Annotated in this window: 23 protein-coding genes and 1 tRNA gene; 21 read left to right on the forward strand and 3 right to left on the reverse strand. The window is 59.6% G+C overall.

Going from position 1 to position 25705, the window contains the following annotated elements; translation table 11 throughout:
* Positions 1–3 precede the first annotated feature (3 nt).
* Entirely contained in the window at positions 4–1329 is a 1326-nt protein-coding gene (locus ACXYMO_RS08355; protein WP_458878239.1) for a tetratricopeptide repeat protein, read from the forward strand.
* Here ACXYMO_RS08355 and ACXYMO_RS08360 read toward each other — a convergent pair.
* Complete coding sequence (locus tag ACXYMO_RS08360) at positions 1326–2039, reverse strand: lysophospholipid acyltransferase family protein (RefSeq protein WP_458878240.1); 714 nt, start codon at positions 2037–2039, stop codon at positions 1326–1328. The genes ACXYMO_RS08355 and ACXYMO_RS08360 overlap by 4 nt on opposite strands.
* Before the next feature lie 128 nt (positions 2040–2167).
* Between ACXYMO_RS08360 and ACXYMO_RS08365 the strand changes: the two genes are divergently transcribed.
* The 11 genes from ACXYMO_RS08365 (at position 2168) to ACXYMO_RS08415 (ending at position 16463) form a co-directional block, all read left to right on the forward strand.
* Positions 2168–2243: transfer RNA gene (locus tag ACXYMO_RS08365), tRNA-Trp, on the forward strand.
* A gap of 150 nt (positions 2244–2393) precedes the next feature.
* Complete coding sequence (secE, locus tag ACXYMO_RS08370; RefSeq protein ID WP_458878241.1) at positions 2394–2588, forward strand: preprotein translocase subunit SecE; 195 nt, start codon at positions 2394–2396, stop codon at positions 2586–2588.
* 220 nt (positions 2589–2808) lie between these two features.
* Positions 2809–3342, forward strand: a complete 534-nt coding sequence (gene nusG, locus ACXYMO_RS08375) for a transcription termination/antitermination protein NusG (protein WP_458878242.1) — start codon at positions 2809–2811, stop codon at positions 3340–3342.
* A 123-nt stretch (positions 3343–3465) separates the two neighbouring features.
* Positions 3466–3891, forward strand: a complete 426-nt coding sequence (gene rplK, locus ACXYMO_RS08380) for a 50S ribosomal protein L11 (RefSeq protein ID WP_458878243.1) — start codon at positions 3466–3468, stop codon at positions 3889–3891.
* 1 nt (position 3892) lies between these two features.
* Positions 3893–4591, forward strand: a complete 699-nt coding sequence (gene rplA / locus ACXYMO_RS08385) for a 50S ribosomal protein L1 (RefSeq protein ID WP_458878244.1) — start codon at positions 3893–3895, stop codon at positions 4589–4591.
* Positions 4592–4841: 250 nt separating this feature from the next.
* Positions 4842–5357, forward strand: coding sequence for a 50S ribosomal protein L10 (rplJ, locus tag ACXYMO_RS08390; RefSeq protein WP_458878245.1), 516 nt, complete (start codon positions 4842–4844; stop codon positions 5355–5357).
* A gap of 73 nt (positions 5358–5430) precedes the next feature.
* A complete protein-coding gene (rplL, locus tag ACXYMO_RS08395) occupies positions 5431–5808 on the forward strand; it encodes a 50S ribosomal protein L7/L12 (RefSeq protein WP_458878246.1) in 378 nt (125 codons plus the stop codon).
* A 245-nt stretch (positions 5809–6053) separates the two neighbouring features.
* Positions 6054–10187: a DNA-directed RNA polymerase subunit beta gene (gene rpoB, locus ACXYMO_RS08400; RefSeq protein ID WP_458878247.1), complete on the forward strand. Its 4134-nt coding sequence runs from the start codon at positions 6054–6056 to the stop codon at positions 10185–10187.
* Positions 10188–10236: 49 nt separating this feature from the next.
* Positions 10237–14478 carry a DNA-directed RNA polymerase subunit beta' gene (gene rpoC, locus ACXYMO_RS08405; protein ID WP_458878248.1) on the forward strand — a complete coding sequence of 1414 codons (4242 nt, stop codon included), beginning with the start codon at positions 10237–10239 and terminating at the stop codon, positions 14476–14478.
* Positions 14479–14774: 296 nt separating this feature from the next.
* Positions 14775–15581, forward strand: coding sequence for a glycosyltransferase (locus tag ACXYMO_RS08410; protein WP_458878249.1), 807 nt, complete (start codon positions 14775–14777; stop codon positions 15579–15581).
* Positions 15582–15584: 3 nt separating this feature from the next.
* Entirely contained in the window at positions 15585–16463 is an 879-nt protein-coding gene (locus ACXYMO_RS08415) for a DMT family transporter (RefSeq protein ID WP_458878250.1), read from the forward strand.
* Here the strand turns inward: ACXYMO_RS08415 and ACXYMO_RS08420 are convergent.
* Both ACXYMO_RS08420 and ACXYMO_RS08425 read right to left on the reverse strand, forming a co-directional pair.
* Positions 16438–17493 carry a hypothetical protein gene (locus ACXYMO_RS08420; protein WP_458878251.1) on the reverse strand — a complete coding sequence of 352 codons (1056 nt, stop codon included), beginning with the start codon at positions 17491–17493 and terminating at the stop codon, positions 16438–16440. The two genes, ACXYMO_RS08415 and ACXYMO_RS08420, sit on opposite strands and share 26 nt — an antisense overlap.
* Positions 17494–17618: 125 nt before the next feature.
* A complete protein-coding gene (locus ACXYMO_RS08425; RefSeq protein ID WP_458878252.1) occupies positions 17619–18428 on the reverse strand; it encodes a putative rhamnosyl transferase in 810 nt (269 codons plus the stop codon).
* Between the two features lie 347 nt (positions 18429–18775).
* On the opposite strand from ACXYMO_RS08425, the gene rpsL reads away from it, so the two are divergent.
* The 9 genes from rpsL to ACXYMO_RS08470 all read left to right on the forward strand — a co-directional run bounded on the left by rpsL (position 18776) and on the right by ACXYMO_RS08470 (position 25660).
* On the forward strand, positions 18776–19147 hold the full coding sequence (gene rpsL / locus ACXYMO_RS08430; protein ID WP_007118826.1) for a 30S ribosomal protein S12: 372 nt from the start codon (positions 18776–18778) through the stop codon (positions 19145–19147).
* Positions 19148–19159: 12 nt separating this feature from the next.
* Positions 19160–19630, forward strand: a complete 471-nt coding sequence (gene rpsG / locus ACXYMO_RS08435; protein ID WP_458878253.1) for a 30S ribosomal protein S7 — start codon at positions 19160–19162, stop codon at positions 19628–19630.
* A gap of 21 nt (positions 19631–19651) precedes the next feature.
* Positions 19652–21772 (forward strand): elongation factor G, encoded by a 2121-nt coding sequence (gene fusA, locus ACXYMO_RS08440; RefSeq protein ID WP_458878254.1) that lies wholly within the window; start codon positions 19652–19654, stop codon positions 21770–21772.
* A 6-nt stretch (positions 21773–21778) separates the two neighbouring features.
* The gene (locus ACXYMO_RS08445) at positions 21779–22411 is read left to right on the forward strand and encodes a hypothetical protein (protein WP_458878255.1); all 633 of its coding nucleotides are present in this window, start codon (positions 21779–21781) and stop codon (positions 22409–22411) included.
* Positions 22412–22435: 24 nt separating this feature from the next.
* The gene (gene tuf, locus ACXYMO_RS08450) at positions 22436–23611 is read left to right on the forward strand and encodes an elongation factor Tu (protein WP_458878238.1); all 1176 of its coding nucleotides are present in this window, start codon (positions 22436–22438) and stop codon (positions 23609–23611) included.
* A gap of 80 nt (positions 23612–23691) precedes the next feature.
* Positions 23692–24006 (forward strand): 30S ribosomal protein S10, encoded by a 315-nt coding sequence (gene rpsJ / locus ACXYMO_RS08455; RefSeq protein WP_008756422.1) that lies wholly within the window; start codon positions 23692–23694, stop codon positions 24004–24006.
* 18 nt (positions 24007–24024) lie between these two features.
* A complete protein-coding gene (gene rplC, locus ACXYMO_RS08460) occupies positions 24025–24750 on the forward strand; it encodes a 50S ribosomal protein L3 (protein ID WP_458878256.1) in 726 nt (241 codons plus the stop codon).
* A complete protein-coding gene (gene rplD, locus ACXYMO_RS08465) occupies positions 24747–25367 on the forward strand; it encodes a 50S ribosomal protein L4 (protein ID WP_458878257.1) in 621 nt (206 codons plus the stop codon). Before rplC ends, rplD begins: the two co-directional genes overlap by 4 nt.
* Complete coding sequence (locus ACXYMO_RS08470) at positions 25364–25660, forward strand: 50S ribosomal protein L23 (RefSeq protein WP_458878258.1); 297 nt, start codon at positions 25364–25366, stop codon at positions 25658–25660. Before rplD ends, ACXYMO_RS08470 begins: the two co-directional genes overlap by 4 nt.
* Positions 25661–25705: the final 45 nt, after the last annotated feature.

The raw sequence follows: 25705 nt of genomic DNA on the forward strand, positions 1-25705 counted from the left end.
TCCATGTTTTACGGTATTTCTGAACGTCTCGGGGCCCGCATTCTGGCCGTCCTGATCTGCCTTTCACCGGTGCAGGGTCTGGCCAAGCCTTTGCTGAGCAATTCGCAAGACACCTACGCGACCGCCTGCCTTGCCTTTGAAGAAAGCTATGACCGGCTGCGTGACATATGCCTGCAGGCGCTGGAACAGCCCGGCGCATCGCAAGACCAGACGCTGGATATCATGGATTCGCTGGCCTGGGCCTATTACAGACTGGATGACGATGAGGCCGCCGAGGCGGTGTTTCGCGACATCCTGGAAATCAATCCGCAGTCCGAGGACGGGCTGACCGGGCTGGCATGGATGGCCTATGACGACAGCGACTATGACACGGCCGCTGACATGTTCGAGCAGGCCATGAACCGATCCCCCAATGCCGAGGTTCTGGCGGGCCTGGGGGCAAGCCTGTTCTATGCAGATCGCGCCACGGCAAGCGAGGCTTTGACCTATCTGGATGCGGCACTTGCGATCGACCCGGACTATATCTGGGCCTTGCGCCGCAAGGGGTGGGTCTTGACCGATAGCGACCAGCTGTCCGAGGCCGAGGCCGCCTTCCGCACCGTTCTTGACCACAAGGCTGACGATGCAAGCGCGCTCTATGGTGTGGCCTATGTTCTGTCCGAGCGGGAGAAATGGGCCGAGGCGCTGCCTTTCGTGACCCGTGCAATCGAGGCCAGCCCGAATTACATCAGCGCGCTGTCGCGGCGGTCGCTGATCCTGTATTATCTGGACCGGCCCAAACGGGCGCTGAAAGACGCGGATGCGGTGATCAGCGCCCGGCCAGACTGGCACGAAGGATATGTGCGCAAGGCCCGGGTTCTGGCGTCGATGGGACGGCGCGCTGATGCGCTATCGTTGTTGGAAGAGACAGATGAGAAGCTGGGTCACAACGCGTTTCTTGTCTATTGGCGGGCGCGCCTGCTGTTGGACGACGGGCGCAACCGGGATGCGCTGACGCAGATCGACCGCAATCTTGCGTTGGACGGGGCAGACCATTTCGACAACATGTTGCAGGTGCGGATCGCGCTTCGGCTGGAAGATGTCGCATTGGCGCGCAAGGCCATCGACCGCACGCTAAAGATGCGCCCGAAATGGCATTGGGTGCTCTATTACGATGCGTTGGTTCTGGTTGAAGAGGGAAAATACGAAGCTGCCGAAACCCGGTTTGATGCTGCCGTCGACGCGGGTCTGACCCGCGAAAAGCTGCCGGATTTCCTGAAGGCGCTGATCGGTCAGAGCCAGTTCACCCAGGCGGTCCGGATGCGCGCGCGGTATCTGACCCGGGATTAGGGGTAATCCGGTGCGCGCCCGACCGCGTGGTCGCTGGCGTCTGTCACCTCGTTCAGGGCGGCCTGCAGTTGCAGGCGCAAGTCTTCGGTCTGCGACTCGTCCATCTTGCGCGGGACCTCGATATCCCAGGGGCGGCACATCAGAACGCCACGGGTAAAGGGCAGCGGCAGCATGATCTTGTCCCAGGTCGGAAAACGCATGACCCGGCGGGCGGCAAAGGACAGCACGAAAATGCGCTTGCCCGATGCCCGGGCCCAGACCAGCGGCACGGTCGAGGCCTGACGCGCAGGCCCGCGCGGGCCGTCGACCGCGATGCCGACGGTATATCCATCGTTGATCCGGCGCAGCACTTCGCGCGACAGGGACACGTGACGTTTGTGGCTCGACATGGGGACGGTATCAAACCCGAACCGGCCCAGGATCTGCCCCGCCAGCCGCCCGGCCCGTGCCGATGACGTCAGGGAACAGAATTTGCCCAGCGACGTGTCAAACATGTAGGGGGCCATCAACAGGCGCTGATGCCAGAGGGTAAAGATGACCGGCTCGCCTTTGCGCAGCTCATCCTCCATCGCCTCGAATCCGGATTTCTCCCACCGCGAGGTGGCATAGGCAAAGCGGATGTAGGCGGCGAAGGCCCCTTCGACCGCGCGATTCACACGGGGACTGTCTGCTATTTTCTTGCGCAGGCTCAACCTGGGTCCCTCGTCCATTTCATCAATCACGGTGCCATGACGGCATGCACGGCAGCGTTACTACGGGAAATCGGAGCGCAGGCAAGGGGAGGGCGCAATTATCTCTTGCCCCTTTCTGCGCGCTGTCATAGGACATGCGCGGCCTTAGGGGTATAGCTCAGTTGGTAGAGCGACGGTCTCCAAAACCGTAGGTCGCGGGTTCGAGCCCTGCTGCCCCTGCCATTTTCCTTCAGAACAGTCTGCTTGCGCCTTTCCGACTCGACCCCTTGGGCAACAAGGCACCGGGCCGGCGGGCATGTCGATCTGAACCCTTGAATTTGGCGGGCAGGGCCGTTATGTGGCGCCTTACCCGAAAGAAGAAAGAGCCCCGATATGGCCACCAATCCGATCCAGTTCGTCAACCAGGTCCGCGCCGAAGTTTCCAAGGTCGTTTGGCCAACGCGGCGTGAAGTTTTCCTGACGACAGTCATGGTCTTCATCATGGCGGCGCTGACGGCTGTCTTCTTTGCGCTGGTCGATCTGACGATCCGCGGCGGTCTGCAGGCCCTTCTGGGGATGTTCGGCTGACATCGGCACGGCGTTGCCCGCGTGGCCGAAATGCGGCCAAGGGTCTTGAACTATTGGCAATTGGCGGTTAGGTGACAGCCTACCTTGGATAATGGCGTGCGGCGATTCGTGTTGCGCGCCGCTTTTTATTCCGGGCAGTGACGGTTTAACCGTTTGAAAAATCTTAAAGAAATCGGTGCTCCTGCGGGATTCGCCGAACAGAACAAGGACGGCACACGTAATGGCGAAGCGGTGGTATTCGGTCAGCGTTCTCTCGAATTTCGAGAAGAAGATCGCAGAACAGATCCGGACATCGGTTGCCGAGCAGGGCCTTGAAGATGAAATTGACGAGGTTCTGGTGCCCACCGAAGAGGTGATCGAAGTGCGCCGGGGCAAGAAGGTCACAACCGAGCGCCGGTTCATGCCGGGCTATGTTCTGGTGCACATGGAAATGTCGGATCAGGGCTATCACCTGATCAACTCGATCAACCGCGTCACCGGTTTTCTGGGCCCGCAAGGCCGCCCGATGCCGATGCGCGATGCCGAGGTCAACGCGATCCTGAACCGCGTGCAGGAAGGTGAAGAAGCGCCGCGCACGCTCATCCACTTTGAAGTGGGTGAAAAGGTCAAGGTCAACGATGGCCCGTTCGAAGACTTCGACGGCATGGTCGAAGAGGTGGACGACGAGAACGAACGCCTCAAGGTGACCGTATCGATCTTTGGCCGGGAAACCCCGGTCGAACTGGAATTTACTCAGGTCAGCAAGCAGGGCTGAGTTCAAGCGTGGGAGGTCAGGCGCCGCGGTGACCGGACCGGACCACGACAACCGAGTGACCAAGGGGCGCGCCCTGAGGTCGTTGTAGGGTGAGCTCGCTCACCGCATTGAAGGAGAAGGCTCATGGCCAAGAAGCTCGTCGGCTCTATGAAGCTGCAAGTGCCTGCCGGTCAGGCAAACCCGTCGCCGCCCGTTGGTCCGGCGCTGGGTCAGCGCGGTATCAACATCATGGAATTCTGCAAGGCGTTCAACGCCAAGACCGCAGATATGGAGCCCGGTGCACCGTGCCCGACCGTGATCACCTACTATCAGGACAAGTCCTTTACCATGGACATCAAGACGCCCCCGGCGTCGTACTACCTGAAAAAGGCCGCCAAGGTGAAATCGGGCGCGAACAACCCGTCGCGCGAAACCGTTGGCACCGTGACCGCCGCACAGGTCAAAGAAATCGCGGAAGCCAAGATGAAGGATCTGAACGCCACTGATATCGAAGGCGCAATGCAGATCATCCTCGGAAGCGCCCGTTCCATGGGCATTGAGGTGAAGTAAGATGGCTAAGCTTGGAAAACGTACCCGCGCTGCGCGCGAAGCTTTTGCTGGCAAGGACAACCTGTCGGTAGAAGAAGCTGTTGCCCTGGTGAAAGGCAATGCAAACGCCAAATTTGACGAAACCGTTGAACTGGCCCTGAACCTGGGTGTTGACCCGCGTCACGCCGACCAGATGGTCCGTGGTGTTGTTGGCCTGCCCAACGGGACCGGCAAAGACGTTCGCGTCGCCGTGTTCGCCCGTGGCGCCAAGGCAGAAGAAGCTCAGGCCGCTGGTGCAGACATCGTCGGCGCCGAGGACCTGATGGAAACCGTGCAGGGCGGCAAGATCGACTTTGATCGCTGCATCGCAACCCCGGACATGATGCCGATCGTCGGCCGTCTGGGTAAGGTTCTGGGTCCGCGCAACCTGATGCCGAACCCCAAGGTTGGCACCGTGACCATGGATGTCGCCGAAGCCGTCAAGGCGGCCAAGGGCGGCGAAGTCCAGTTCAAGGTGGAAAAAGCCGGTGTCGTGCACGCAGGTGTTGGCAAGGCGTCGTTCGACGAAGCCAAACTGGTCGAAAACGTCCGGGCCTTTGTTGGTGCGGTCGCCAAGGCCAAGCCGGCTGGCTCGAAGGGCACCTACATGAAAAAGATCGCAATCTCCTCGACCATGGGTCCGGGCGTGAGCATCGACGTCGAGAACGCAACCGGCGAATAAGCCGCGCGCGCGACGCACAAGAATTTGACGCCTCGGCGTCAAATGGCAGGGCCACCCAATTCGGCCCTGTCCTGTCCGAGACGGAGGGTTCAGAGCATCCGCTTTGAATAATTCCTTCCTGAGATGGGAAACGAGACATTTTACGCCTTCGGGTGGTTTTGGCTCGGGACCCTGAAATTGGACCCGAACCCCTGGCGCAAGTCAGGGAAAATGAGAGCCGGGGGGCAACCCCCATACTTGGAGTGAAACTGTGGATAGAGCCCAGAAAGAGAAAGTGGTCGAGGAACTCGGCCAGATCTTCGAAAGCTCTGGCGTCGTCGTGGTAAGCCACTACGTCGGACTGACAGTTGCTGAGATGCAGGACCTGCGCGCGCGTGCACGCGAAGCGGGTGGGTCTGTGCGTGTTGCCAAGAACAGGCTCGCCAAGATCGCCCTCGAGGGTAAGCCATGTGAATCGATCACCGGGCTCCTTTCGGGCATGACCGTTCTGACCTATTCCGAGGATCCTGTGGCTGCGGCCAAGGTTGCCGAGGATTTCGCCAAAGAGAATCCCAAGTTTGAGATTCTCGGTGGTGCAATGGGTGAGAACGCTCTGGACCGGGCTGGTGTTCAGGCCGTGTCGAAAATGCCTTCGCGCGAGGAGCTTATTGCTTCGATCGTGGGCTGTATCGGCGCACCTGCAAGCAACATCGCCGGGGCCATTGGCGCACCTGCTTCGAACATCGCGTCCATCTTGTCCACGATCGAGGACAAGGCGGCCGCCTGAGCACTGTAAGTCCGGCACGTGATGAACACGCGTCGTTGGAACACATGAACTGAAAACGGAAAGAGCTGATAAAATGGCTGATCTGAAAAAACTGGCAGAAGAGATCGTTGGTCTGACCCTGCTGGAAGCACAAGAACTGAAAACCATCCTGAAGGATGAGTACGGCATCGAGCCCGCCGCTGGCGGCGCTGTGATGATGGCAGCTGGTGGCGACGCCGCCGGTGGTGCCGCCGAAGAAGAAAAGACCGAATTCGACGTCGTTCTGAAGAACGCCGGCGCTTCGAAGATCAACGTGATCAAAGAAGTTCGCGGAATCACCGGTCTGGGCCTGAAAGAAGCCAAAGATTTGGTCGAAGCCGGTGGCAAGATCAAAGAAGGCGTCAGCAAGGACGAAGCCGAAGAGATCAAAGGCAAGCTGGAAGCAGCTGGCGCCGAGGTCGAGCTGGCCTAAGTGCCTGCCGGACCCTTTTCGGGGTCCATCGAACAAGGCTGGGTGCGGGAAAACCGCGCCCAGCCGAACACGTCTTAGAAAGGGCCCCCGAATGGGGCGTTTTCTAAGGCGCGGTTCACCGGATCGGGAGGCAACCATTGGGACGGTTGCCGTGAATTGATCCGAACCCGCTGTCTCGTATGGGCAAGGTGCCGGGGCCCGACGGCATTCTTGACCGGTGAGAAATTCGAAAGGTGACACCTGACATGGCTCAATCGTTCCTTGGCCAGAAACGTCTGCGTAAATACTACGGCAAAATCCGCGAAGTCCTGGAGATGCCGAACCTGATCGAGGTGCAAAAATCCTCGTATGATCTGTTCCTGAATTCTGGCGATGCGCCCTTGCCCACCGATGGTGAAGGCATCATGGGCGTGTTCCAGTCGGTCTTTCCGATCAAGGATTTCAACGAAACCAGCGTGCTGGAATTCGTGAAATACGAATTGGAAAAACCGAAATACGACGTTGAGGAATGTCAGCAGCGCGACATGACCTACAGCGCACCTCTCAAGGTGACGCTGCGCCTGATCGTGTTCGATATCGACGAAGACACCGGCGCCAAGTCGGTCAAGGACATCAAGGAACAGGACGTGTTCATGGGCGATATGCCCCTGATGACGCCGAACGGGACGTTCATCGTGAACGGCACCGAACGTGTGATCGTGTCCCAGATGCACCGGTCGCCCGGCGTGTTCTTTGACCACGACAAGGGCAAGACGCACTCCTCGGGCAAACTGCTGTTCGCCTGCCGGATCATTCCTTATCGCGGCTCGTGGCTCGATTTCGAATTTGACGCCAAGGACATCGTGTTCGCCCGTATCGACCGTCGCCGCAAACTGCCGGTGACGACGCTGCTCTACGCTCTTGGTCTCGACCAGGAAGCGATCATGGACGCCTATTACGACACGATCAATTACAAGCTGAAGAAGAACAAGGGCTGGGTCGCCCCCTTCTTCCCGCAGCGTGTGCGCGGCACCCGCCCGACATATGATCTGGTCGATGCCAAAACCGGCGAAGTGATTGCCGAGGCTGGCAAGAAAGTCACGCCCCGCGCGGTCAAGAAACTGATCGACGAAGGCAAGGTGTCCGAACTGCTGGTGCCGTTCGAGAACATCGTCGGAAAATTTGTTGCCCGTGACATCATCAACGAAGAAACCGGCGCGATTTATGTCGAAGCCGGTGATGAACTGACGCTGGAATATGACAAGGACGGCGACCTGATCGGTGGTACCGTCAAGGACCTGATCGATGCCGGCATCACCGACGTCCCGGTTCTGGACATCGACAACGTCAACGTCGGCCCCTACATGCGCAACACCATGGCGCAGGACAAGAACATGAACCGCGACACCGCGCTCATGGATATCTACCGAGTCATGCGCCCGGGCGAGCCGCCCACCGTCGAGGCCGCTTCGGCCCTGTTCGACACGCTCTTCTTTGACAGCGAGCGCTATGACCTGTCCGCCGTTGGCCGCGTGAAGATGAACATGCGCCTGGCACTGGATGCCGAAGACACCCAGCGCACCCTGCGCCGCGAAGACATTGTTGCCTGTGTCAAGGCACTGGTCGAACTGCGCGACGGCAAGGGCGATATCGACGATATCGACCACTTGGGTAACCGCCGCGTCCGTTCGGTTGGCGAACTGATGGAAAACCAGTACCGCGTTGGTCTGTTGCGGATGGAGCGCGCGATCAAGGAACGCATGTCGTCGGTCGAAATCGACACCGTCATGCCGCAGGATCTGATCAACGCGAAACCGGCGGCCGCCGCCGTGCGCGAATTCTTTGGGTCCTCGCAGCTGAGCCAGTTTATGGACCAGACCAACCCGCTGTCCGAAGTGACGCACAAACGCCGCCTGTCGGCGCTTGGGCCGGGCGGTCTGACCCGCGAACGCGCCGGGTTCGAGGTGCGCGACGTGCACCCGACCCACTATGGCCGGATGTGTCCGATTGAAACGCCGGAAGGCCCGAACATCGGCCTGATCAACAGCCTGGCGACTTTTGCCCGCGTCAACAAATACGGGTTCATTGAAACCCCGTACCGCGTGGTCAAGGAAGGTCACGTGACCGACGAAGTGCACTATATGTCCGCGACCGAGGAAATGCGCCACACCGTGGCGCAGGCCAACGCCTCGCTGGATGACAAGGGCAACTTTGTGAACGATCTGGTTTCGACCCGTCAGTCTGGCGATTACACGCTCGCACCGCGTGAAAACGTGGACCTGATCGACGTGTCACCGAAGCAGTTGGTTTCGGTTGCTGCCTCGCTCATTCCTTTCCTTGAAAACGACGACGCCAACCGCGCCCTGATGGGATCGAACATGCAACGTCAGGCGGTTCCGCTTTTGCGGGCCGAGGCGCCGCTGGTCGGGACCGGGATCGAAGAAGTGGTGGCACGCGACTCGGGCGCGGCGATCATGGCCAAGCGCGCTGGCATCATCGACCAGGTCGATGCCCAGCGTATCGTGATCCGCGCAACCGAGGATCTGGAACTGGGCGATGCGGGCGTCGATATCTACCGCATGCGCAAATTCCAGCGGTCCAACCAGAACACCTGCATCAACCAGCGTCCGCTGATCAAGGTGGGTGACACGGTGACCAAGGGCGAAGTGATTGCTGACGGTCCGTCCACCGATATCGGTGAACTGGCTTTGGGTAAAAACGTGGTCGTCGCGTTCATGCCGTGGAACGGGTACAACTACGAAGACTCGATCCTGATCTCGGAGCGTATCGCGCGGGACGACGTGTTCACGTCGATCCACATCGAAGAGTTCGAAGTGGCCGCACGTGATACCAAGCTTGGTCCAGAAGAGATCACCCGCGACATTCCCAACGTCGGTGAAGAAGCGCTGCGCAACCTCGACGAGGCGGGCATCGTTTACATCGGCGCGGATGTCGAACCGGGCGATATTCTGGTCGGCAAGATCACCCCCAAGGGCGAAAGTCCGATGACGCCGGAAGAAAAGCTTCTGCGCGCCATCTTTGGTGAGAAAGCATCGGACGTTCGCGACACCTCGCTGCGTGTGAAACCGGGCGATTTCGGCACCGTTGTCGAGGTCCGCGTGTTCAACCGCCACGGTGTAGAAAAAGACGAGCGTGCCCTTCAGATCGAGCGGGAAGAGGTCGAGCGCCTTGCCCGTGACCGTGATGACGAGCTGGCGATCCTGGACCGCAACATCTATGCGCGTCTCAAATCGATGGTTCTGGGCAAGACTGCCGTCAAGGGTCCGAAAGGCGTCAAAGCCGGGTCCGAAATCACCGAAGAGCTGCTGGATACGCTGAGCCGTGGCCAGTGGTGGCAACTGGCGCTGGGTGAAGAATCCGACGCCCAGATCGTCGAAGCCTTGAACGAGCAGTACGAGGCGCAGAAACGCGCACTGGATGCCCGTTTCGAGGACAAGGTCGAAAAAGTCCGCCGCGGCGACGACCTGCCCCCGGGCGTGATGAAGATGGTCAAGGTGTTCGTCGCGGTGAAGCGCAAGCTGCAGCCGGGCGACAAGATGGCCGGCCGTCACGGCAACAAGGGTGTGATTTCGAAAGTGGTGCCGATGGAGGACATGCCGTTCCTCGCCGACGGGACCCCGGTCGATTTCTGTCTGAACCCGCTGGGTGTTCCTTCGCGTATGAACGTCGGTCAGATCCTTGAAACGCACATGGGCTGGGCCGCGCGCGGTCTGGGCGTCAACATCGACGAAGCGTTGGGTGAATACCGCCGTTCCGGCGATCTGACCCCTGTGCGTGAGGCGATGAAACTGGCCTATGGCGATGATGTCTATGAAGAAGGCATCGCCGGCATGGACGAAGGCCAACTGGTCGAAGTCGCCGGTAACGTCATCAACGGCGTGCCGATCGCAACACCAGTCTTTGACGGTGCAAAAGAGGCGGACGTCAACAACGCCCTGATGCGCGCCGGGTTCTCGGAATCGGGTCAGTCGATCCTGTTTGACGGCCGCACAGGTGAGCAGTTTGCCCGCCCCGTGACCGTCGGGATCAAGTACCTGCTGAAGCTGCACCACCTGGTCGACGACAAGATCCACGCGCGTTCAACCGGTCCGTACTCCCTCGTCACACAGCAGCCGCTGGGTGGTAAGGCACAGTTCGGTGGCCAGCGTTTCGGGGAAATGGAGGTCTGGGCTCTCGAAGCTTATGGCGCCGCCTATACCCTGCAGGAAATGCTGACCGTGAAATCAGACGACGTGGCCGGCCGGACCAAGGTGTACGAGTCGATCGTCAAGGGCGAAGACAACTTCGAAGCGGGCGTTCCGGAATCGTTCAACGTTCTGGTGAAAGAAGTCCGCGGCCTCGGCCTGAACATGGAACTCCTGGATGCGGAGGAAGAGTAGGGGCGGTCACGCCCCAAACTCATCCCATCCCAATTTGTAAGGACGCAAAATGAACCAGGAACTGACAAACAACCCGTTCAACCCGCTAACGCCGCCCAAGGTGTTTGACGAGATCAAGGTATCGCTGGCTTCGCCCGAACGGATCCTGTCGTGGTCGTACGGTGAGATCAAAAAGCCGGAAACGATCAACTATCGGACGTTCAAACCTGAACGTGACGGTCTGTTCTGTGCGCGTATCTTTGGCCCGATCAAAGACTATGAATGTCTCTGCGGCAAATATAAGCGCATGAAATATCGCGGCGTTGTCTGCGAAAAATGTGGTGTCGAAGTGACGCTGCAAAAGGTCCGTCGCGAGCGTATGGGCCACATCGAACTGGCCGCGCCGGTCGCGCATATCTGGTTCCTCAAGTCGCTCCCGTCGCGGATCGGCCTGATGCTGGACATGACCCTGCGTGATCTGGAGCGTGTTCTCTACTTCGAAAATTACGTTGTGATCGAACCCGGTCTGACGGACCTCACCTATGGTCAGATGATGACCGAGGAAGAGTATATGGACGCCCAGGATGCCTATGGCATGGACGCGTTCACCGCCAATATCGGTGCCGAAGCGATCCGCGAAATGCTGGCCGCCATCGACCTTGAGGCCGAAGCCGAACAGCTGCGCGCCGATCTGAAAGAGGCGACCGGCGAACTGAAGCCCAAGAAGATCATTAAGCGCCTGAAGGTGGTTGAATCCTTCTTGGAATCCGGCAACCGCCCCGAGTGGATGGTTCTGACCGTGATCCCCGTGATCCCGCCGGAACTGCGCCCGCTGGTGCCGCTGGACGGCGGCCGTTTCGCGACCTCGGATCTGAACGATCTGTACCGTCGCGTGATCAACCGGAACAACCGTCTGAAGCGTCTGATCGAACTGCGCGCACCTGACATCATCGTTCGCAACGAAAAGCGGATGTTGCAGGAATCGGTCGATGCGCTGTTTGACAACGGCCGCCGTGGTCGTGTCATCACAGGGGCCAACAAGCGCCCGCTGAAGTCGCTGTCCGACATGCTGAAAGGCAAGCAGGGTCGTTTCCGTCAGAACCTTTTGGGGAAACGCGTCGACTTCTCGGGTCGTTCGGTCATTGTGACCGGCCCGGAACTCAAATTGCATCAGTGCGGCCTGCCAAAGAAGATGGCGCTCGAACTGTTCAAGCCGTTCATCTATTCCCGGCTTGAGGCCAAGGGTCTTTCCTCGACCGTCAAGCAGGCCAAGAAACTGGTCGAAAAGGAACGTCCCGAGGTTTGGGATATCCTGGACGAGGTTATCCGCGAACACCCCGTCATGCTGAACCGTGCGCCCACGCTGCACCGTTTGGGGATTCAGGCGTTCGAACCGGTCCTGATCGAAGGCAAGGCGATCCAGCTGCATCCGCTGGTCTGTTCGGCCTTCAACGCCGACTTTGACGGCGACCAGATGGCCGTGCACGTCCCGCTGAGCCTTGAGGCCCAGTTGGAAGCGCGCGTTCTGATGATGTCGACAAACAACGTTCTTTCGCCTGCCAACGGCGCGCCGATTATCGTTCCCTCGCAGGATATGATCCTGGGTCTCTACTATGTGACCCTGGAACGCGAAGGCATGCCCGGCGAAGGCATGGTGTTTGGTTCGATCGAGGAAGTTCAGCACGCGCTGGACGCAGGCGAAGTGCACCTGCACACCAAGATCACCGCGCGGATCACCCAGATCGACGACGAAGGCAACGAAGTCCAGCAACGGTTTGAAACCACACCGGGCCGCGTGCGCCTGGGCGCGTTGCTGCCGCTGAACGCAAAGGCGCCGTTCGAACTGGTCAACCGTCTGCTGCGCAAGAAGGAAGTGCAGCAGGTCATCGACACCGTCTATCGTTATTGCGGTCAGAAAGAGAGCGTCATCTTCTGTGACCAGATCATGACCATGGGCTTCCGCGAGGCGTTCCGGGCCGGTATTTCGTTCGGTAAGGACGACATGTTGATCCCTGACACCAAGTGGCCGATCGTGGACGAAACCCGCGATCAGGTTAAGGATTTCGAACAGCAGTACATGGACGGCCTGATCACTCAGGGTGAAAAGTACAACAAGGTTGTCGATGCCTGGTCCAAGTGTAACGACCGCGTCACCGAAGCGATGATGGGGTCGATCTCGGCCAGCCGCCGGGATGAAAACGGCGCCGAAATGGAGCCGAACTCGGTCTACATGATGGCCCACTCCGGTGCGCGTGGCTCGGTCACCCAGATGAAACAGCTGGGCGGTATGCGCGGTCTGATGGCCAAGCCGAACGGCGACATCATCGAAACGCCGATCATCTCGAACTTCAAGGAAGGTCTGACCGTTCTTGAATACTTCAACTCGACCCACGGCGCCCGTAAGGGTCTGTCGGACACCGCGTTGAAAACGGCGAACTCGGGCTATCTGACCCGTCGTCTGGTGGACGTGGCGCAGGATTGCATCGTGCGCATGATCGACTGTGGCACCGAAAACTCGATCACGGCCGAACCGGCGGTGAACGACGGCGAAGTCGTGGCCACGTTGGCCGAGCGTATTCTGGGTCGCGTCGCGGCCGAGGATATCCTGCGCCCCGGTACCGAAGAGGTTCTGGTGACGCATGGTCAGCTGATCGACGAACGTCTGGCAGACAGCATCGACGAAGCGGGCGTTGCCTCGGCACGTATCCGGTCGCCGCTGACCTGTGAGGCCGAAGAGGGCGTTTGCGCGACCTGCTATGGTCGTGACCTGGCCCGTGGTACGATGGTGAATACCGGCGAAGCCGTGGGCATCATCGCGGCGCAGTCGATCGGTGAACCCGGCACACAGCTGACGATGCGGACCTTCCACATCGGCGGCGTTGCGCAAGGTGGTCAGCAGTCCTTCCTCGAGGCCAGCCAGCCCGGCAAGATCAAGTTCGAAAACGCGCAGACCCTGGAAAACGCCGCTGGCGAGATCATGGTCATGGGCCGGAACATGAAACTGCTGATCCTGGATGATAACGGGGAAGAGCGTTCGAGCCACAAGGTTGGTTACGGTTCCAAACTGTTCGTCAAGGATGGCGCGACGGTTGCCCGCGGCGACAAGCTGTTTGAATGGGACCCGTACACGCTCCCGATCATCGCGGAAAAGGCGGGTACCGCAAAATTCGTCGACCTGGTTTCGGGCATTGCTGTCCGCGACGAGACCGACGAAGCCACCGGTATGACCCAGAAGATCGTGATCGACTGGCGCGCAGCCCCGAAAGGGAACGAGCTGAAGCCTGAAATCATTCTGGTTGATCAGGACGGCGAACCGGTGCGCAACGATGCGGGCAACCCGGTCACCTATCCGATGTCCGTGGACGCGGTCATGTCGGTCGAAGATGGTCAGGAAATCCAGGCCGGCGACGTTGTTGCGCGTATCCCGCGTGAAGGCGCCAAGACCAAGGACATCACCGGTGGTCTGCCGCGCGTTGCGGAACTGTTCGAGGCCCGCCGCCCCAAAGACCACGCGATCATCGCGGAAATCGATGGGTACGTGCGGTACGGTCGCGACTACAAGAACAAGCGCCGGATCAGCATCGAACCCGCCGACGAAAGCATGGAGCCCGTCGAATACATGGTGCCCAAGGGCAAGCACATTCCTGTTCAGGAAGGTGATTTCGTCCAGAAGGGTGACTACATCATGGACGGGAACCCCGCCCCGCATGACATCCTGTCGATCATGGGTGTCGAGGCGCTGGCCGATTACATGATCAACGAGGTGCAGGAGGTCTATCGTCTGCAAGGCGTTAAGATCAACGACAAGCACATCGAAGTGATCGTGCGTCAGATGCTGCAGAAGTGGGAAATCCAGGACAGCGGTGACACAACGCTGCTCAAGGGCGAACACGTCGACAAGCAGGAATTCGACCAGGCCTGTGAAAAGGCGATCGCCAAGGGCGGCCGTCCGGCACAGGGCGAACCGATCCTGCTGGGTATCACCAAGGCGTCGCTGCAAACCCGCAGCTTCATCTCGGCGGCGTCGTTCCAGGAAACAACCCGCGTTCTGACCGAAGCATCGGTTCAGGGCAAAAAGGACAAGCTGGTTGGCCTGAAAGAGAACGTCATCGTGGGTCGCCTGATCCCTGCCGGGACCGGTGGCGCAACGCAGCTTGTGCGCCGCGTCGCACAGGAACGCGATAACGTGGTGATCGAAGCGCGCCGCGAAGAAGCCGAAGCCGCAGCCGCGCTGGCCGCGCCGATGGAAGAAGACATCATCGACAACGACGGTTTCGACAGCCTGGTGGATACACCCGAAAGCCGCGACTGATCTTTCGAAATGAGACAGCAGGCCCTCGCACCGAAAGGTGCGGGGGCTTTTTCATGTCTGGCCCTGTCCTTTGAGAGGGCAAACTCGCCTTATGTTGTGGGCAACCGGCCAAAGGATGCGTTGGCCGCATTGCGCGGTTTTGTCCAGTCAATATTGGTTTGTTTATACCGGTGCGTGCGGCCATTGCCGTGCCGCTTTGTCAGGACCTTGGGCAAAACGTTCGCCTGTGCAGATCGGTTCTTTTCATTATGCGGCAGGCAGTGTTTCTTAGGCGCATGGATCAGGGAGGTCGCGACATGGAACGCCGCGTGAAGACAATCGGGGTGTTGCGGTTTTCGGTTCTGACCCCGACCTATTATTCCGAGAAATTCGATACGCTGGACAAGACCGCGGCGCATCTGTTCTCCCCCGAGCGGATGGAGCTGCGGTTTCGGCTGTTTGAAAACCTGTGCCTGCCCTCCCTTGTGCGCCAGACGGACCCGGATTTCGTGGCGCTTGTGCTGACGGCCGAGTCGATGCCCGAGCCATATTTGCAGCGGCTGGCCAGTCTTGTCGAAGGCCTGCCCAATATCGCCGTTGTTCCGGTGGGGACCGGAAACCATTACGGGATGCTGAAGGAGGCCTATAATTCAGTGCCCTGTGAAGACTGCACCCATCGCATCCTTTTCCGGCTGGATGATGATGACGCGGTCGACAAGAATTACATCAAGCGGACCAAGCGGCTGGCCAACGGGATGCTGCGCCTGCAGGGGCCCAAGACACCGACGATCATCGCCTATAACCGCGGTTTTTATGTGCGCTGTCAGGACGGCGAGAACGAAGTGTTCGATGCCTGCGAACGCGCGCCGCTGTCGACCGGCACGGCACTGGTTGCGCCGGTCGATTTTCCGGCCAACCCTTACCGTTTTGTACATCGAAAGCTGGCGCAGCATTACAATACGTACTCGGACATTTCGGTTCCCGGTTTCATCCGGACGATTCATGGAGACAACAAATCGAACCCGTCTGTCATGGGGATCACGCACAAGATGAAACCCCATGCCATGGCGCGCAGTCTTCGGGATCATTTCGATGTCAGTATCGACGACTTGCAGGCGCTCTGAGCAATGCAGGCTAATACCCGCGCCGCGTTTCTGATGATGGCCAGCATGGCGGCGTTCACGTTGAACGACACCTGTGTGAAACTTACCGGCGGAGCGTTGCCCCTGTTCCAGCTGGTCACACTGCGTGGTATTCTGGCCAGCCTGTTGATCTATGCCCTGGCCCGGTCTCTGGGCGCGTTGCGGTTCAACCTGTCGCGCCATGACTGGGCGCTGGTGGCCCTGCGCGGGACCAGCGAGGCCGGGGCCACCTATTTCTTTCTGACCGCCTTGCTGAACATGCCGCTCGCGAATGTGTCGGCGGTTCTCCAGGGGTTGCCGCTGACCGTCACCCTTGGCGCGGCCTTGTTTTTCGGTGAGCGGGTCGGATGGCAACGGATCGTGGCCATTGCGATCGGGTTCGCAGGCATGCTGCTGATCGTGCGCCCGGGGCCAGATGGGTTCAGCATCTATTCGCTTTACGCGCTGGGGGCGGTTGCCTGTGTCACCCTGCGCGATCTGTTGACCCGGCACATGTCGGCGGAGGTGCCGTCGATGACCGTGACGCTGGTGTCCTCCCTGTCGGTGCTGGGCTTTGCGGCCGTGTCGTCGACCCAGGTCACATGGGTTCCGGTCAATGCCTGGCTGGCCCTGTTGTTGTGCGGGTCGGCCCTGTTCATAATCGGCGGGTATCTGTTCAGCATCATGGTCATGCGCGCGGGCGAAGTCTCGTTCACGGCGCCGTTCCGGTATACTGGTCTTGTCTGGGCGCTGGCCCTGGGATGGCTGGTCTTCGATCACTGGCCTGACGGTCTGACCCTGATCGGGGCGGGCATCGTTGTCGGGTCGGGGTTGTTCGCGCTGTACCGTGAACGGGTCGTCAAACGCGCCGTTGCAGACGTTTGACGGTATTGCGGAGCAAGGTGGCGACCTTTGCGGTGGCGACACCCAGTTCAGAGGCCGACAGGATGGCCTCGGCGCGCGACAGGTCCAGTTCGAACGCGTCTTCGACGCGCAGCGGATGTTCGGGCACGCCGGGGTGCGCGCCCAGCTGGTCATAATCGACGTCCTGGAAGGTGATGCCATGCACATCGCACAGCCATTTGGCGTCGCGGTTGGTTTCCATCGCGTGCTCGATTGCACGGGGCGTCAGGCGCGGCGCCGAGGCGCCTTCGATGCGGGTGTCGGTGCGGGCGATGACGTTCGAGATATGCGGCCATTCGGGGTGGTCTACCGGGGCATTTGGATCGATCCCCTTGACCTCGGCGATGGCTTGCAGCGCCCAAAGCGCTTCGGCGGAGAGGGATTTGTTCAGCGCTTCGGGCTGTGTGACATCCAGTTGCGGACAGAAATGATGGGCAAAGTCATGCAGGACATCGCCGCCCGTCAGTTGAGCCCGCTCAAACGGGCGCAGGGTCAGCGGGCCGGGGCCATGTTCGCGATAGGCGGTCAGAGTGGGTTTGTAATAATACCCGCGGGGCCGCACCGGGACGCCGCGCATCTTCATGCTTTGCTGATAGTTCGACGCATAAAGCGACACCGGGCTGCGCAGATAGGCGACCACGCTGACCTCGGAGGTTTTGCGCGTCAGAAGGTCCGACATCCGGCGCAGCTGCGCGGGCTTCTTGATCGTGAAGAACCCCTCACCGCTGAGAATGACCAGTTCGGGGCGCAGGTCGCGCATCTGTTCGCGCACGCTTTGCCAAAACAGGCGCGATGTTTCCGGCACCGATCCGCCCGGCCAGTGAGGCGGGAAATGACAGTCTGCCGTGTGCGTCTTTACCCGTGTCAGATGCGGGATCAGGACCGAGTGCTGTTCCCAGTCCTCGGCCGTTTTGGGGTAAAGCACGCCGGCCTTTGCCAAGTGATCGGATTGCGTGTGCAGCAGGTGCTGCAACGACGTGGTCCCGGTCTTAGGCTGGCCGATATGAAGCACGAGCCGTGGCTGCTTGGTTTTTCGTTTAGGGTTTTCCACGGACACTCATTCAAAAGTCGGAATTTGGCACTGTTTTACCAGATACACCCAAGGTTCATGCGTTTCCAGCCCGCTTTCGGTGCATGTCAGCGATCCGCAAAGACGTGCCGAACGTGGTCGGCCCTGATGTTGTAAGTGGTTTCAAACAGCTCTTCGCCCGCGCTGTCCAGCGGCGTCAGGCGGACCGGTTTGATTCCGGGGCCCTGACGGGAATCGTTGTAATCGTTATGGCCGCGCAACATCATGTCCTCGGAGCTGAAGGACAGTGTGGGCATCTTGCGGCCAACCGACATGTGCGAAAAATTCATGATCGTCGCGTTGACGCCGGGGCGAAACATGATGGCCAGCCCGGCAGTCCACAAGGGTTTGCGGATCGGGGTTGCAGCAATCCCCTCGGGGCCGGGGCGCGCGATATAACCCTGGTTGAAATCGATCGCGACATGGCGGTGATCTTCCAGCAGCCCGGCCACCTGACCGGCGGCGATGCGCAGCTTGGCAACGAAGGTGATGGCCACCGCATCGTCGTCATCCAGACGGAACTGAACGCTGGGCGATTTCGCGTCCGTCTTGACAGAATTGATCGCGGTTTTCATGACGTCGCGATGTTTGCAGGGCGGGTGCGACTGGATCACCACCTGCGGCACGTCGGCGACCAGATTTTCCAGCCGTTTGCGATGCCTGTCGGGCAGGCTGTCGCCAATCACGACAAGAAAGGTGAAATCCGGATCAAGCTGGCCGCGGATCGAGGGCAGGGTGAAGGTTTCAAAGAACCTGAACCGTTCTTCGAGCCGTTCCTCGGCATAAAGAAAGGCGATCCGCTCGTCGAGCGTGTCGTGTTCGATTTGAAATCCGCCCAGACCGGGGTAAGAAAACCGGCAAAGTCCGATAACCTGCAATTGACGCCTCCGGGTCGTGACGTTTAATGGCACTTGTCCGCCGGTTGGCACCTAAGCAGGCCGCGCCCGCCAAGGCAAGCAAGGCGGCTGTTGACACGCCCCGCGACTCCCCCTATACGCCCGCTATCTCGGCATCGGGGGTCGCCCCAAGCGCCGACATCTATACCAAGTGGTCATGATCCGGGCACCTTTATCGCCCCGATCCTCTGAATACCCGCCGCGTCGTTCACCTCGGAATGGGAACGATTGCGGTTTTTGCGCTTGCGGACGCGTAAGTTGCGATGAATTTGAACCGCACGCACATGCGTGCACTGACACATGTGTTGCGAAACGGGGAACTAACCGGAATGCCAACGATCCAACAGCTGATCCGCAAGCCGCGGCAGCCCAAAGTAAAACGCTCGAAATCCATGCACCTGCAGGAGTGCCCGCAAAAGCGCGGCGTCTGCACACGCGTTTACACGACGACGCCGAAGAAACCGAACTCGGCCATGCGGAAGGTTGCCAAGGTGCGCCTGACCAATGGTTTTGAGGTCATCTCTTACATCCCGGGTGAAAGCCACAACCTTCAGGAACACTCGGTGGTTCTGATCCGGGGCGGTCGTGTAAAAGACCTTCCCGGTGTGCGTTACCACATCCTGCGCGGTGTTCTGGATACCCAGGGCGTCAAGGACCGTAAGCAGCGTCGTTCGAAATACGGCGCCAAGCGCCCCAAATAAGGAGAGAGCGAGATGTCACGTCGTCACGCCGCGGAAAAACGCGAAGTCCTGCCCGACGCCAAGTATGGCGATATCGTGCTGACCAAATTCATGAACAACCTGATGATCGACGGCAAGAAGTCGGTCGCAGAGAAAATCGTCTACAACGCGATGGATCGTGTTGAGACCAAGATCAAACGCTCGCCGCTGGAAGTCTTCCACGAGGCGCTGGACAACATCCAGCCGTCCGTCGAAGTCCGGTCGCGTCGTGTTGGTGGTGCCACCTACCAGGTTCCGGTCGAAGTGCGCCCCGAGCGCCGTCAGGCCCTGGCCATCCGCTGGCTGATCAACGCATCGCGCGCCCGCAACGAAAACACCATGGAAGAGCGGCTGGCAGGTGAACTGCTGGATGCCGTCCAATCCCGTGGTTCCGCTGTGAAAAAGCGCGAAGACACCCACAAGATGGCAGAGGCCAACAAGGCCTTCTCGCATTACCGCTGGTAACTCCTTAGAGGCAACTGAACCATGGCACGCGACTATCCGCTCGAACGCTATCGCAATTTCGGCATCATGGCCCACATCGATGCAGGTAAAACAACCTGCTCGGAACGGATCCTGTATTATACCGGCAAATCCCACAACATTGGTGAGGTGCACGATGGTGCGGCCACCATGGACTGGATGGAGCAGGAGCAGGAACGCGGGATCACGATCACCTCGGCTGCGACCACCACATTCTGGGAGCGTACAGAGGACGGCGAAACCGCCGACACTCCGAAGCACCGGATGAACATCATCGACACTCCTGGCCACGTGGACTTCACCATCGAAGTCGAGCGTTCGCTGGCGGTTCTGGATGGCGCGGTTGCCGTTCTGGACGCCAACGCAGGTGTTGAACCCCAGACCGAAACCGTTTGGCGTCAGGCCGACCGCTACAAGGTCCCGCGCATCGTGTTCGTCAACAAGATGGACAAGATCGGCGCCGACTTCTTCAACTGCGTGCGCATGATCGAAGACCGTACCGGTGCGACCCCGGCCCCGATCCAGATTCCGATCGGCGCCGAGAACGAACTGGAAGGCATGGTTGACCTGGTCACCATGGAAGAGTGGGTCTGGGCCGGCGAAGACCTGGGTGCGACCTGGGAAAAACGCCCGATCCGCGACAGCCTGAAGGCGACCGCAGATGAATGGCGTGCCAAGCTCATCGAGACTGCGGTCGAGATGGACGACGACGCCATGGAAAATTATCTGATGGATGGCGCCGAGCCGGATGTTGCGACACTGCGTTCGCTGATCCGCAAGGGGACGCTGGCAATCAAGTTCATTCCGGTTCTGTGTGGGTCCGCCTTCAAGAACAAAGGTGTGCAGCCGCTGCTGAACGCCGTGATCGACTATCTGCCCAGCCCGCTGGACGTTGTCGATTACATGGGCTTCAAACCCGGTGACGAAACCGAAACGCGTAACATCCCGCGCCGCGCGGATGATGACATGGCGTTCTCGGCTCTGGCGTTCAAAATCATGAACGACCCGTTCGTCGGTTCGCTGACCTTTACCCGCATCTATTCCGGCAAGCTGGATAAAGGCGACTCGCTCCTGAACTCGACCAAGGGCAAGAAAGAGCGCGTTGGCCGGATGATGATGATGCACTCGAACGACCGGGAAGAGATTTCCGAAGCGTTTGCAGGCGATATCATCGCGCTGGCTGGTCTGAAAGACACCACAACCGGTGACACGCTCTGCGCCGTCAACGATCCTGTGGTTCTGGAAACGATGACTTTCCCCGATCCGGTGATCGAGATCGCGGTCGAGCCCAAGACCAAAGCCGACCAGGAGAAGATGTCTCAGGGTCTGGCCCGTCTGGCCGCCGAAGATCCGTCGTTCCGCGTCGAAACCGATTTGGAATCGGGTCAGACCATCATGAAGGGCATGGGCGAACTTCACCTCGACATTCTGGTGGATCGTCTCAAGCGTGAATTCAAGGTCGAAGCCAACATCGGTGCGCCGCAGGTGGCCTATCGCGAGACCATCGGCCACGAAGTCGAACACACCTACACCCACAAGAAACAGTCGGGTGGTTCGGGTCAGTTTGCCGAGGTTAAACTCATCATCTCGCCGACAGAGCCGGGCGAAGGCTACTCCTTCGAAAGCCGCATCGTTGGTGGTGCCGTTCCCAAGGAATACATCCCTGGCGTCGAAAAAGGCATCAAATCGGTCATGGACAGCGGCCCTCTGGCTGGCTTCCCGGTGATCGACTTCAAGGTTGCGCTGATCGACGGTAAGTTCCACGACGTTGACTCGAGCGTTCTGGCCTTTGAAATCGCGGCCCGTATGGGCATGCGTGAAGGCATGCGCAAAGCCGGCGCCAAGATGCTGGAACCGATCATGAAGGTCGAAGTGATCACACCGGAAGACTACACCGGCGGTATCATCGGCGACCTGACATCGCGTCGGGGCCAGGTGACCGGTCAGGAACCCCGCGGCAACGCCATCGCAATCGACGCGATGGTGCCGCTGGCCAACATGTTCGGCTACATCAACACCCTGCGTTCCATGTCTTCGGGCCGCGCGCAGTTCACGATGCAGTTCGATCATTATGATCCGGTTCCGCAAAACATCTCGGACGAGATTCAGGCGAAGTACGCGTAATCCATGATGGAACGGCGATCCCTTCTTCTGTCTCTTGGGGCAACGCTTCTGGCGGGGTGCGATACCAGCACCCCGGCAACCAAGCGTGCATCGAGGGAACCGGTTTACGGCCATGGCGTCGTGAAACCCGGTGGATCGGATGCGTCTGCTCTGGCTTCGGGAGATGCCGGGACAAAGACGAATGACGATGGGGGGACTTCAAACCTCCAGGTTGTAGATGTTTCGGTGGACACTTCGGCGATCGACGGCGTTGAGGGGGGGCGTGAAATCGCGGTTCCGCCCGCCCAGATCAAGACAGATCTGCGCAATGCTTTGCTTGGAACACTTCGTTCCGCCAATTCTGGAGGCCGGCCGGTCAAGGTCAACCTCTTGATCGAGCGGGTCTACCTAGTGTCACCTGGGCAGTCGATGATGATTGGCGGTGTGAGCACCATCCGGGGAACGCTTTGGATCACTGACGCCAAAACAGGTGCGGTCGTCCTGAAGCAGACCAAAGTTCAGGGAACTGCCAAGGGCGGTTACGTCCTGGGCGGGGTGATCGGGGTCGCATTGACCAAGTCGCCGCAAGACGATTACCGGGCCACCGTGGCCGGATTCGCGGCAGATGTAAAAAAACGCCTTTTGGGCAAACAGACATAACTCATAGTTGGAAGGACTAGCACTATGGCAAAGGAAAAGTTTGAGCGTACGAAACCGCACGTGAACATCGGCACGATTGGTCACGTTGACCACGGCAAGACGACGCTGACGGCTGCGATCACGAAGTATTTCGGCGACTTCAAGGCCTATGACCAGATTGACGGCGCGCCCGAAGAGAAGGCCCGCGGGATCACCATTTCGACGGCACACGTCGAGTATGAGACCGAGAACCGTCACTATGCGCACGTCGACTGCCCCGGCCACGCTGACTATGTGAAGAACATGATCACCGGTGCGGCGCAGATGGACGGCGCGATCCTGGTTGTGAACGCGGCCGATGGCCCGATGCCCCAGACGCGCGAGCACATTCTGCTGGGCCGTCAGGTCGGCATCCCGACCATGGTTGTCTACATGAACAAGGTCGACCAGGTTGACGACGAAGAGCTGCTGGAACTGGTGGAAATGGAAATCCGCGAGCTGCTGAGCTCGTATGATTACCCCGGCGACGACATCCCCGTGATCCCCGGGTCGGCCCTGGCCGCCCTGGAAGGTCGCGATCCGGAAATCGGCGAAGAATCGATCCGCAAGCTGATGGCCGCGGTTGACGAATTCATCCCGACGCCCGAGCGCGCTGTTGACCAGCCGTTCCTGATGCCGGTCGAAGACGTGTTCTCGATCTCGGGTCGTGGTACGGTTGTGACCGGCCGTGTCGAGCGTGGCGTGATCAACGTTGGCGACGAGATTGAAATCGTCGGCATCCGCGACACACAGAAAACCACCTGCACCGGTGTGGAAATGTTCCGCAAGCTGCTGGATCGTGGTGAGGCCGGCGACAACATCGGCGCCCTGCTGCGCGGCATCGACCGCGAAGGCGTTGAGCGTGGCCAGGTTCTGTGTAAGCCGGGTTCGGTGACACCGCACACCAAGTTCGAAGCCGAAGCCTATATCCTGACCAAGGATGAAGGTGGCCGTCACACGCCGTTCTTCGCGAACTACCGTCCGCAGTTCTACTTCCGGACGACCGACGTGACCGGCACCGTGACGCTGGCCGAAGGCACCGAGATGGTGATGCCCGGCGACAACGTGTCGTTCGGTGTTGAACTGATCGCGCCGATCGCAATGGAGCAGGGCCTGCGCTTTGCTATCCGCGAAGGCGGCCGCACCGTCGGCGCCGGCGTCGTGTCGAAAATCGTCGAATAAGAAAACCTCCGGGTTCGACGAGGGCCAGCGGATGAGCCGCTGGTCCTCCTATCAACTCCAAGCCCTTGAAAGGCTGAATAATGCAAAGCCAAAACATCCGTATCCGGCTGAAGGCGTTTGACTATCGTGTGCTGGACGCCAGCACGCAGGAGATCGTCAACACCGCCAAGCGGACGGGCGCCAACGTACGTGGCCCGATCCCGTTGCCGAACAAGATCGAGAAGTTCACCGTTCTGCGTGGTCCCCACGTTGACAAAAAATCCCGTGACCAGTTTGAAATCCGCACGCACAAGCGCCTGCTGGATATCGTTGATCCGACCCCCCAGACCGTGGACGCGCTGATGAAGCTCGACCTGGCCGCTGGTGTGGACGTCGAAATCAAACTGCAATCTTAAGGCTGGAGGGTATAACAGATGCGCTCTGGAATAATCGCAAAGAAAGTCGGCATGACCCGGCTGTTCATGGAAGACGGAAAGCAGATCCCTGTGACCGTTCTTCAGCTGGACAAGCTGCAGGTCGTCGCACAACGCACCGCTGACAAAGACGGTTACACCGCTGTTCAGCTGGGCGCCGGTTCACCCAAGGTGAAGCGCGTCAGCCAGGCCATGCGCGGCCACTTCGCCGCCGCCAAGGTCGAGCCCAAGCGCAAGGTCGCTGAATTCCGCGTGACCGCAGACAACCTGATCGGTGTTGGCGAGGAAATCTCGGCAGAACACTTCCTGGAAGGCCAGAAAGTGGACGTGTCGGGCACCTCGATCGGTAAAGGTTTTGCCGGTGCCATGAAACGCCACAACTTTGGCGGTCTGCGTGCCTCGCACGGTGTGTCGATCAGCCACCGTTCGCACGGTTCGACAGGTCAGTGTCAGGACCCCGGCAAGGTGTTCAAAGGCAAGAAGATGGCCGGTCACATGGGTGCTGCCCGTGTCACAACCCAGAACCTGGAAGTTGTGCGTACCGATGCCGACCGTGGCCTGATCATGATCAAGGGCGCCGTCCCGGGATCAAAAGGTGGCTGGGTCACCGTCAAGGATGCGGTCAAGAAAAAGCTGCCCGAAGGCGTGCCGTTCCCGGCCGGCCTGAAATCGGCTGCAACCGAAGCACCTGCGGAAGAAGCTCCCGCGGAAGGTGGTGAAGCATGAAACTTGATGTGATCAAACTGGACGGCAAGAAAGCCGGCTCCGTCGATCTGGACGAGGCCCTGTTCGGGCTTGAACCGCGCGCGGACATTCTGCACCGTGTGGTCCGCTGGCAGCGTAACAACGCGCAGCAGGGGACCCACAAGGTCAAGACGCGTTCGGAAACCAGCTATTCGACCAAGAAGATCTATCGCCAGAAGGGAACCGGCGGCGCACGCCACGGTGACCGTAACGCGCCGATCTTCCGCAAAGGTGGTATCTACAAGGGCCCGACACCGCGTTCGCACGGTCACGACCTGCCCAAGAAGTTCCGCAAGCTGGGTCTGAAGCACGCCCTGTCCGCCAAGGCGCAAGCCGGTGAACTGGTTATCATCGAAGACGCCGCCGCGACCGCGGGTAAGACCTCGGCTCTGGCCAAGCAGGTTGCAAACCTGGGCTGGAAGCGCGCGCTGATCATCGATGGAGCGTCGGTTGACGAAGGGTTCGCCAAGGCGGCCCGCAATATCCAGGGTCTGGATATTCTGCCGACCATGGGCGCAAACGTTTATGATATCCTCAAGCGTGACACCCTGGTGATCACAAAGGCGGGTATCGAAGCACTGGAGGCTCGTCTGAAATGAGCGCGAAAGCAGAACATTACGACGTGATCCGCAAGCCGATCATCACCGAAAAGGCCACCATGGCGTCCGAAAATGGCGCGGTCGTCTTTGAAGTGGCGATGGACAGCAACAAGCCGATGATCAAAGAAGCGGTCGAGGCCCTGTTCAACGTCAAGGTGAAGGCCGTCAACACGACCATCACCAAAGGCAAGGCCAAGCGGTTCCGCGGCCAGATGGGCAAGCGGAAAGACGTCAAGAAGGCGTATGTGACGCTGGAAGAAGGCAACACGATAGACGTGAGCACCGGTCTCTGATCTGAAGTTGTCTTTCTGAATTTTGGACCCCGGCTGCGAAAGTGG

The sequence above is a fragment of the Arenibacterium sp. CAU 1754 genome, from assembly GCF_054482635.1.

Bases quoted from the DNA above. Each gene is read 5' to 3' on its own strand.
- ACXYMO_RS08355 (WP_458878239.1), top strand. From the start codon at position 4: ATGTTTTACGGTATTTCTGAACGTCTCGGGGCCCGCATTCTGGCCGTC.
- ACXYMO_RS08360 (WP_458878240.1), bottom strand. From the start codon at position 2,039: ATGGACGAGGGACCCAGGTTGAGCCTGCGCAAGAAAATAGCAGACAGT.
- secE (WP_458878241.1), top strand. From the start codon at position 2,394: ATGGCCACCAATCCGATCCAGTTCGTCAACCAGGTCCGCGCCGAAGTT.
- nusG (WP_458878242.1), top strand. From the start codon at position 2,809: ATGGCGAAGCGGTGGTATTCGGTCAGCGTTCTCTCGAATTTCGAGAAG.
- rplK (WP_458878243.1), top strand. From the start codon at position 3,466: ATGGCCAAGAAGCTCGTCGGCTCTATGAAGCTGCAAGTGCCTGCCGGT.
- rplA (WP_458878244.1), top strand. From the start codon at position 3,893: ATGGCTAAGCTTGGAAAACGTACCCGCGCTGCGCGCGAAGCTTTTGCT.
- rplL (WP_458878246.1), top strand. From the start codon at position 5,431: ATGGCTGATCTGAAAAAACTGGCAGAAGAGATCGTTGGTCTGACCCTG.
- rpoB (WP_458878247.1), top strand. From the start codon at position 6,054: ATGGCTCAATCGTTCCTTGGCCAGAAACGTCTGCGTAAATACTACGGC.
- rpoC (WP_458878248.1), top strand. From the start codon at position 10,237: ATGAACCAGGAACTGACAAACAACCCGTTCAACCCGCTAACGCCGCCC.
- ACXYMO_RS08410 (WP_458878249.1), top strand. From the start codon at position 14,775: ATGGAACGCCGCGTGAAGACAATCGGGGTGTTGCGGTTTTCGGTTCTG.
- ACXYMO_RS08415 (WP_458878250.1), top strand. From the start codon at position 15,585: ATGCAGGCTAATACCCGCGCCGCGTTTCTGATGATGGCCAGCATGGCG.
- rpsL (WP_007118826.1), top strand. From the start codon at position 18,776: ATGCCAACGATCCAACAGCTGATCCGCAAGCCGCGGCAGCCCAAAGTA.
- rpsG (WP_458878253.1), top strand. From the start codon at position 19,160: ATGTCACGTCGTCACGCCGCGGAAAAACGCGAAGTCCTGCCCGACGCC.
- fusA (WP_458878254.1), top strand. From the start codon at position 19,652: ATGGCACGCGACTATCCGCTCGAACGCTATCGCAATTTCGGCATCATG.
- ACXYMO_RS08445 (WP_458878255.1), top strand. From the start codon at position 21,779: ATGGAACGGCGATCCCTTCTTCTGTCTCTTGGGGCAACGCTTCTGGCG.
- tuf (WP_458878238.1), top strand. From the start codon at position 22,436: ATGGCAAAGGAAAAGTTTGAGCGTACGAAACCGCACGTGAACATCGGC.
- rpsJ (WP_008756422.1), top strand. From the start codon at position 23,692: ATGCAAAGCCAAAACATCCGTATCCGGCTGAAGGCGTTTGACTATCGT.
- rplC (WP_458878256.1), top strand. From the start codon at position 24,025: ATGCGCTCTGGAATAATCGCAAAGAAAGTCGGCATGACCCGGCTGTTC.
- rplD (WP_458878257.1), top strand. From the start codon at position 24,747: ATGAAACTTGATGTGATCAAACTGGACGGCAAGAAAGCCGGCTCCGTC.
- ACXYMO_RS08470 (WP_458878258.1), top strand. From the start codon at position 25,364: ATGAGCGCGAAAGCAGAACATTACGACGTGATCCGCAAGCCGATCATC.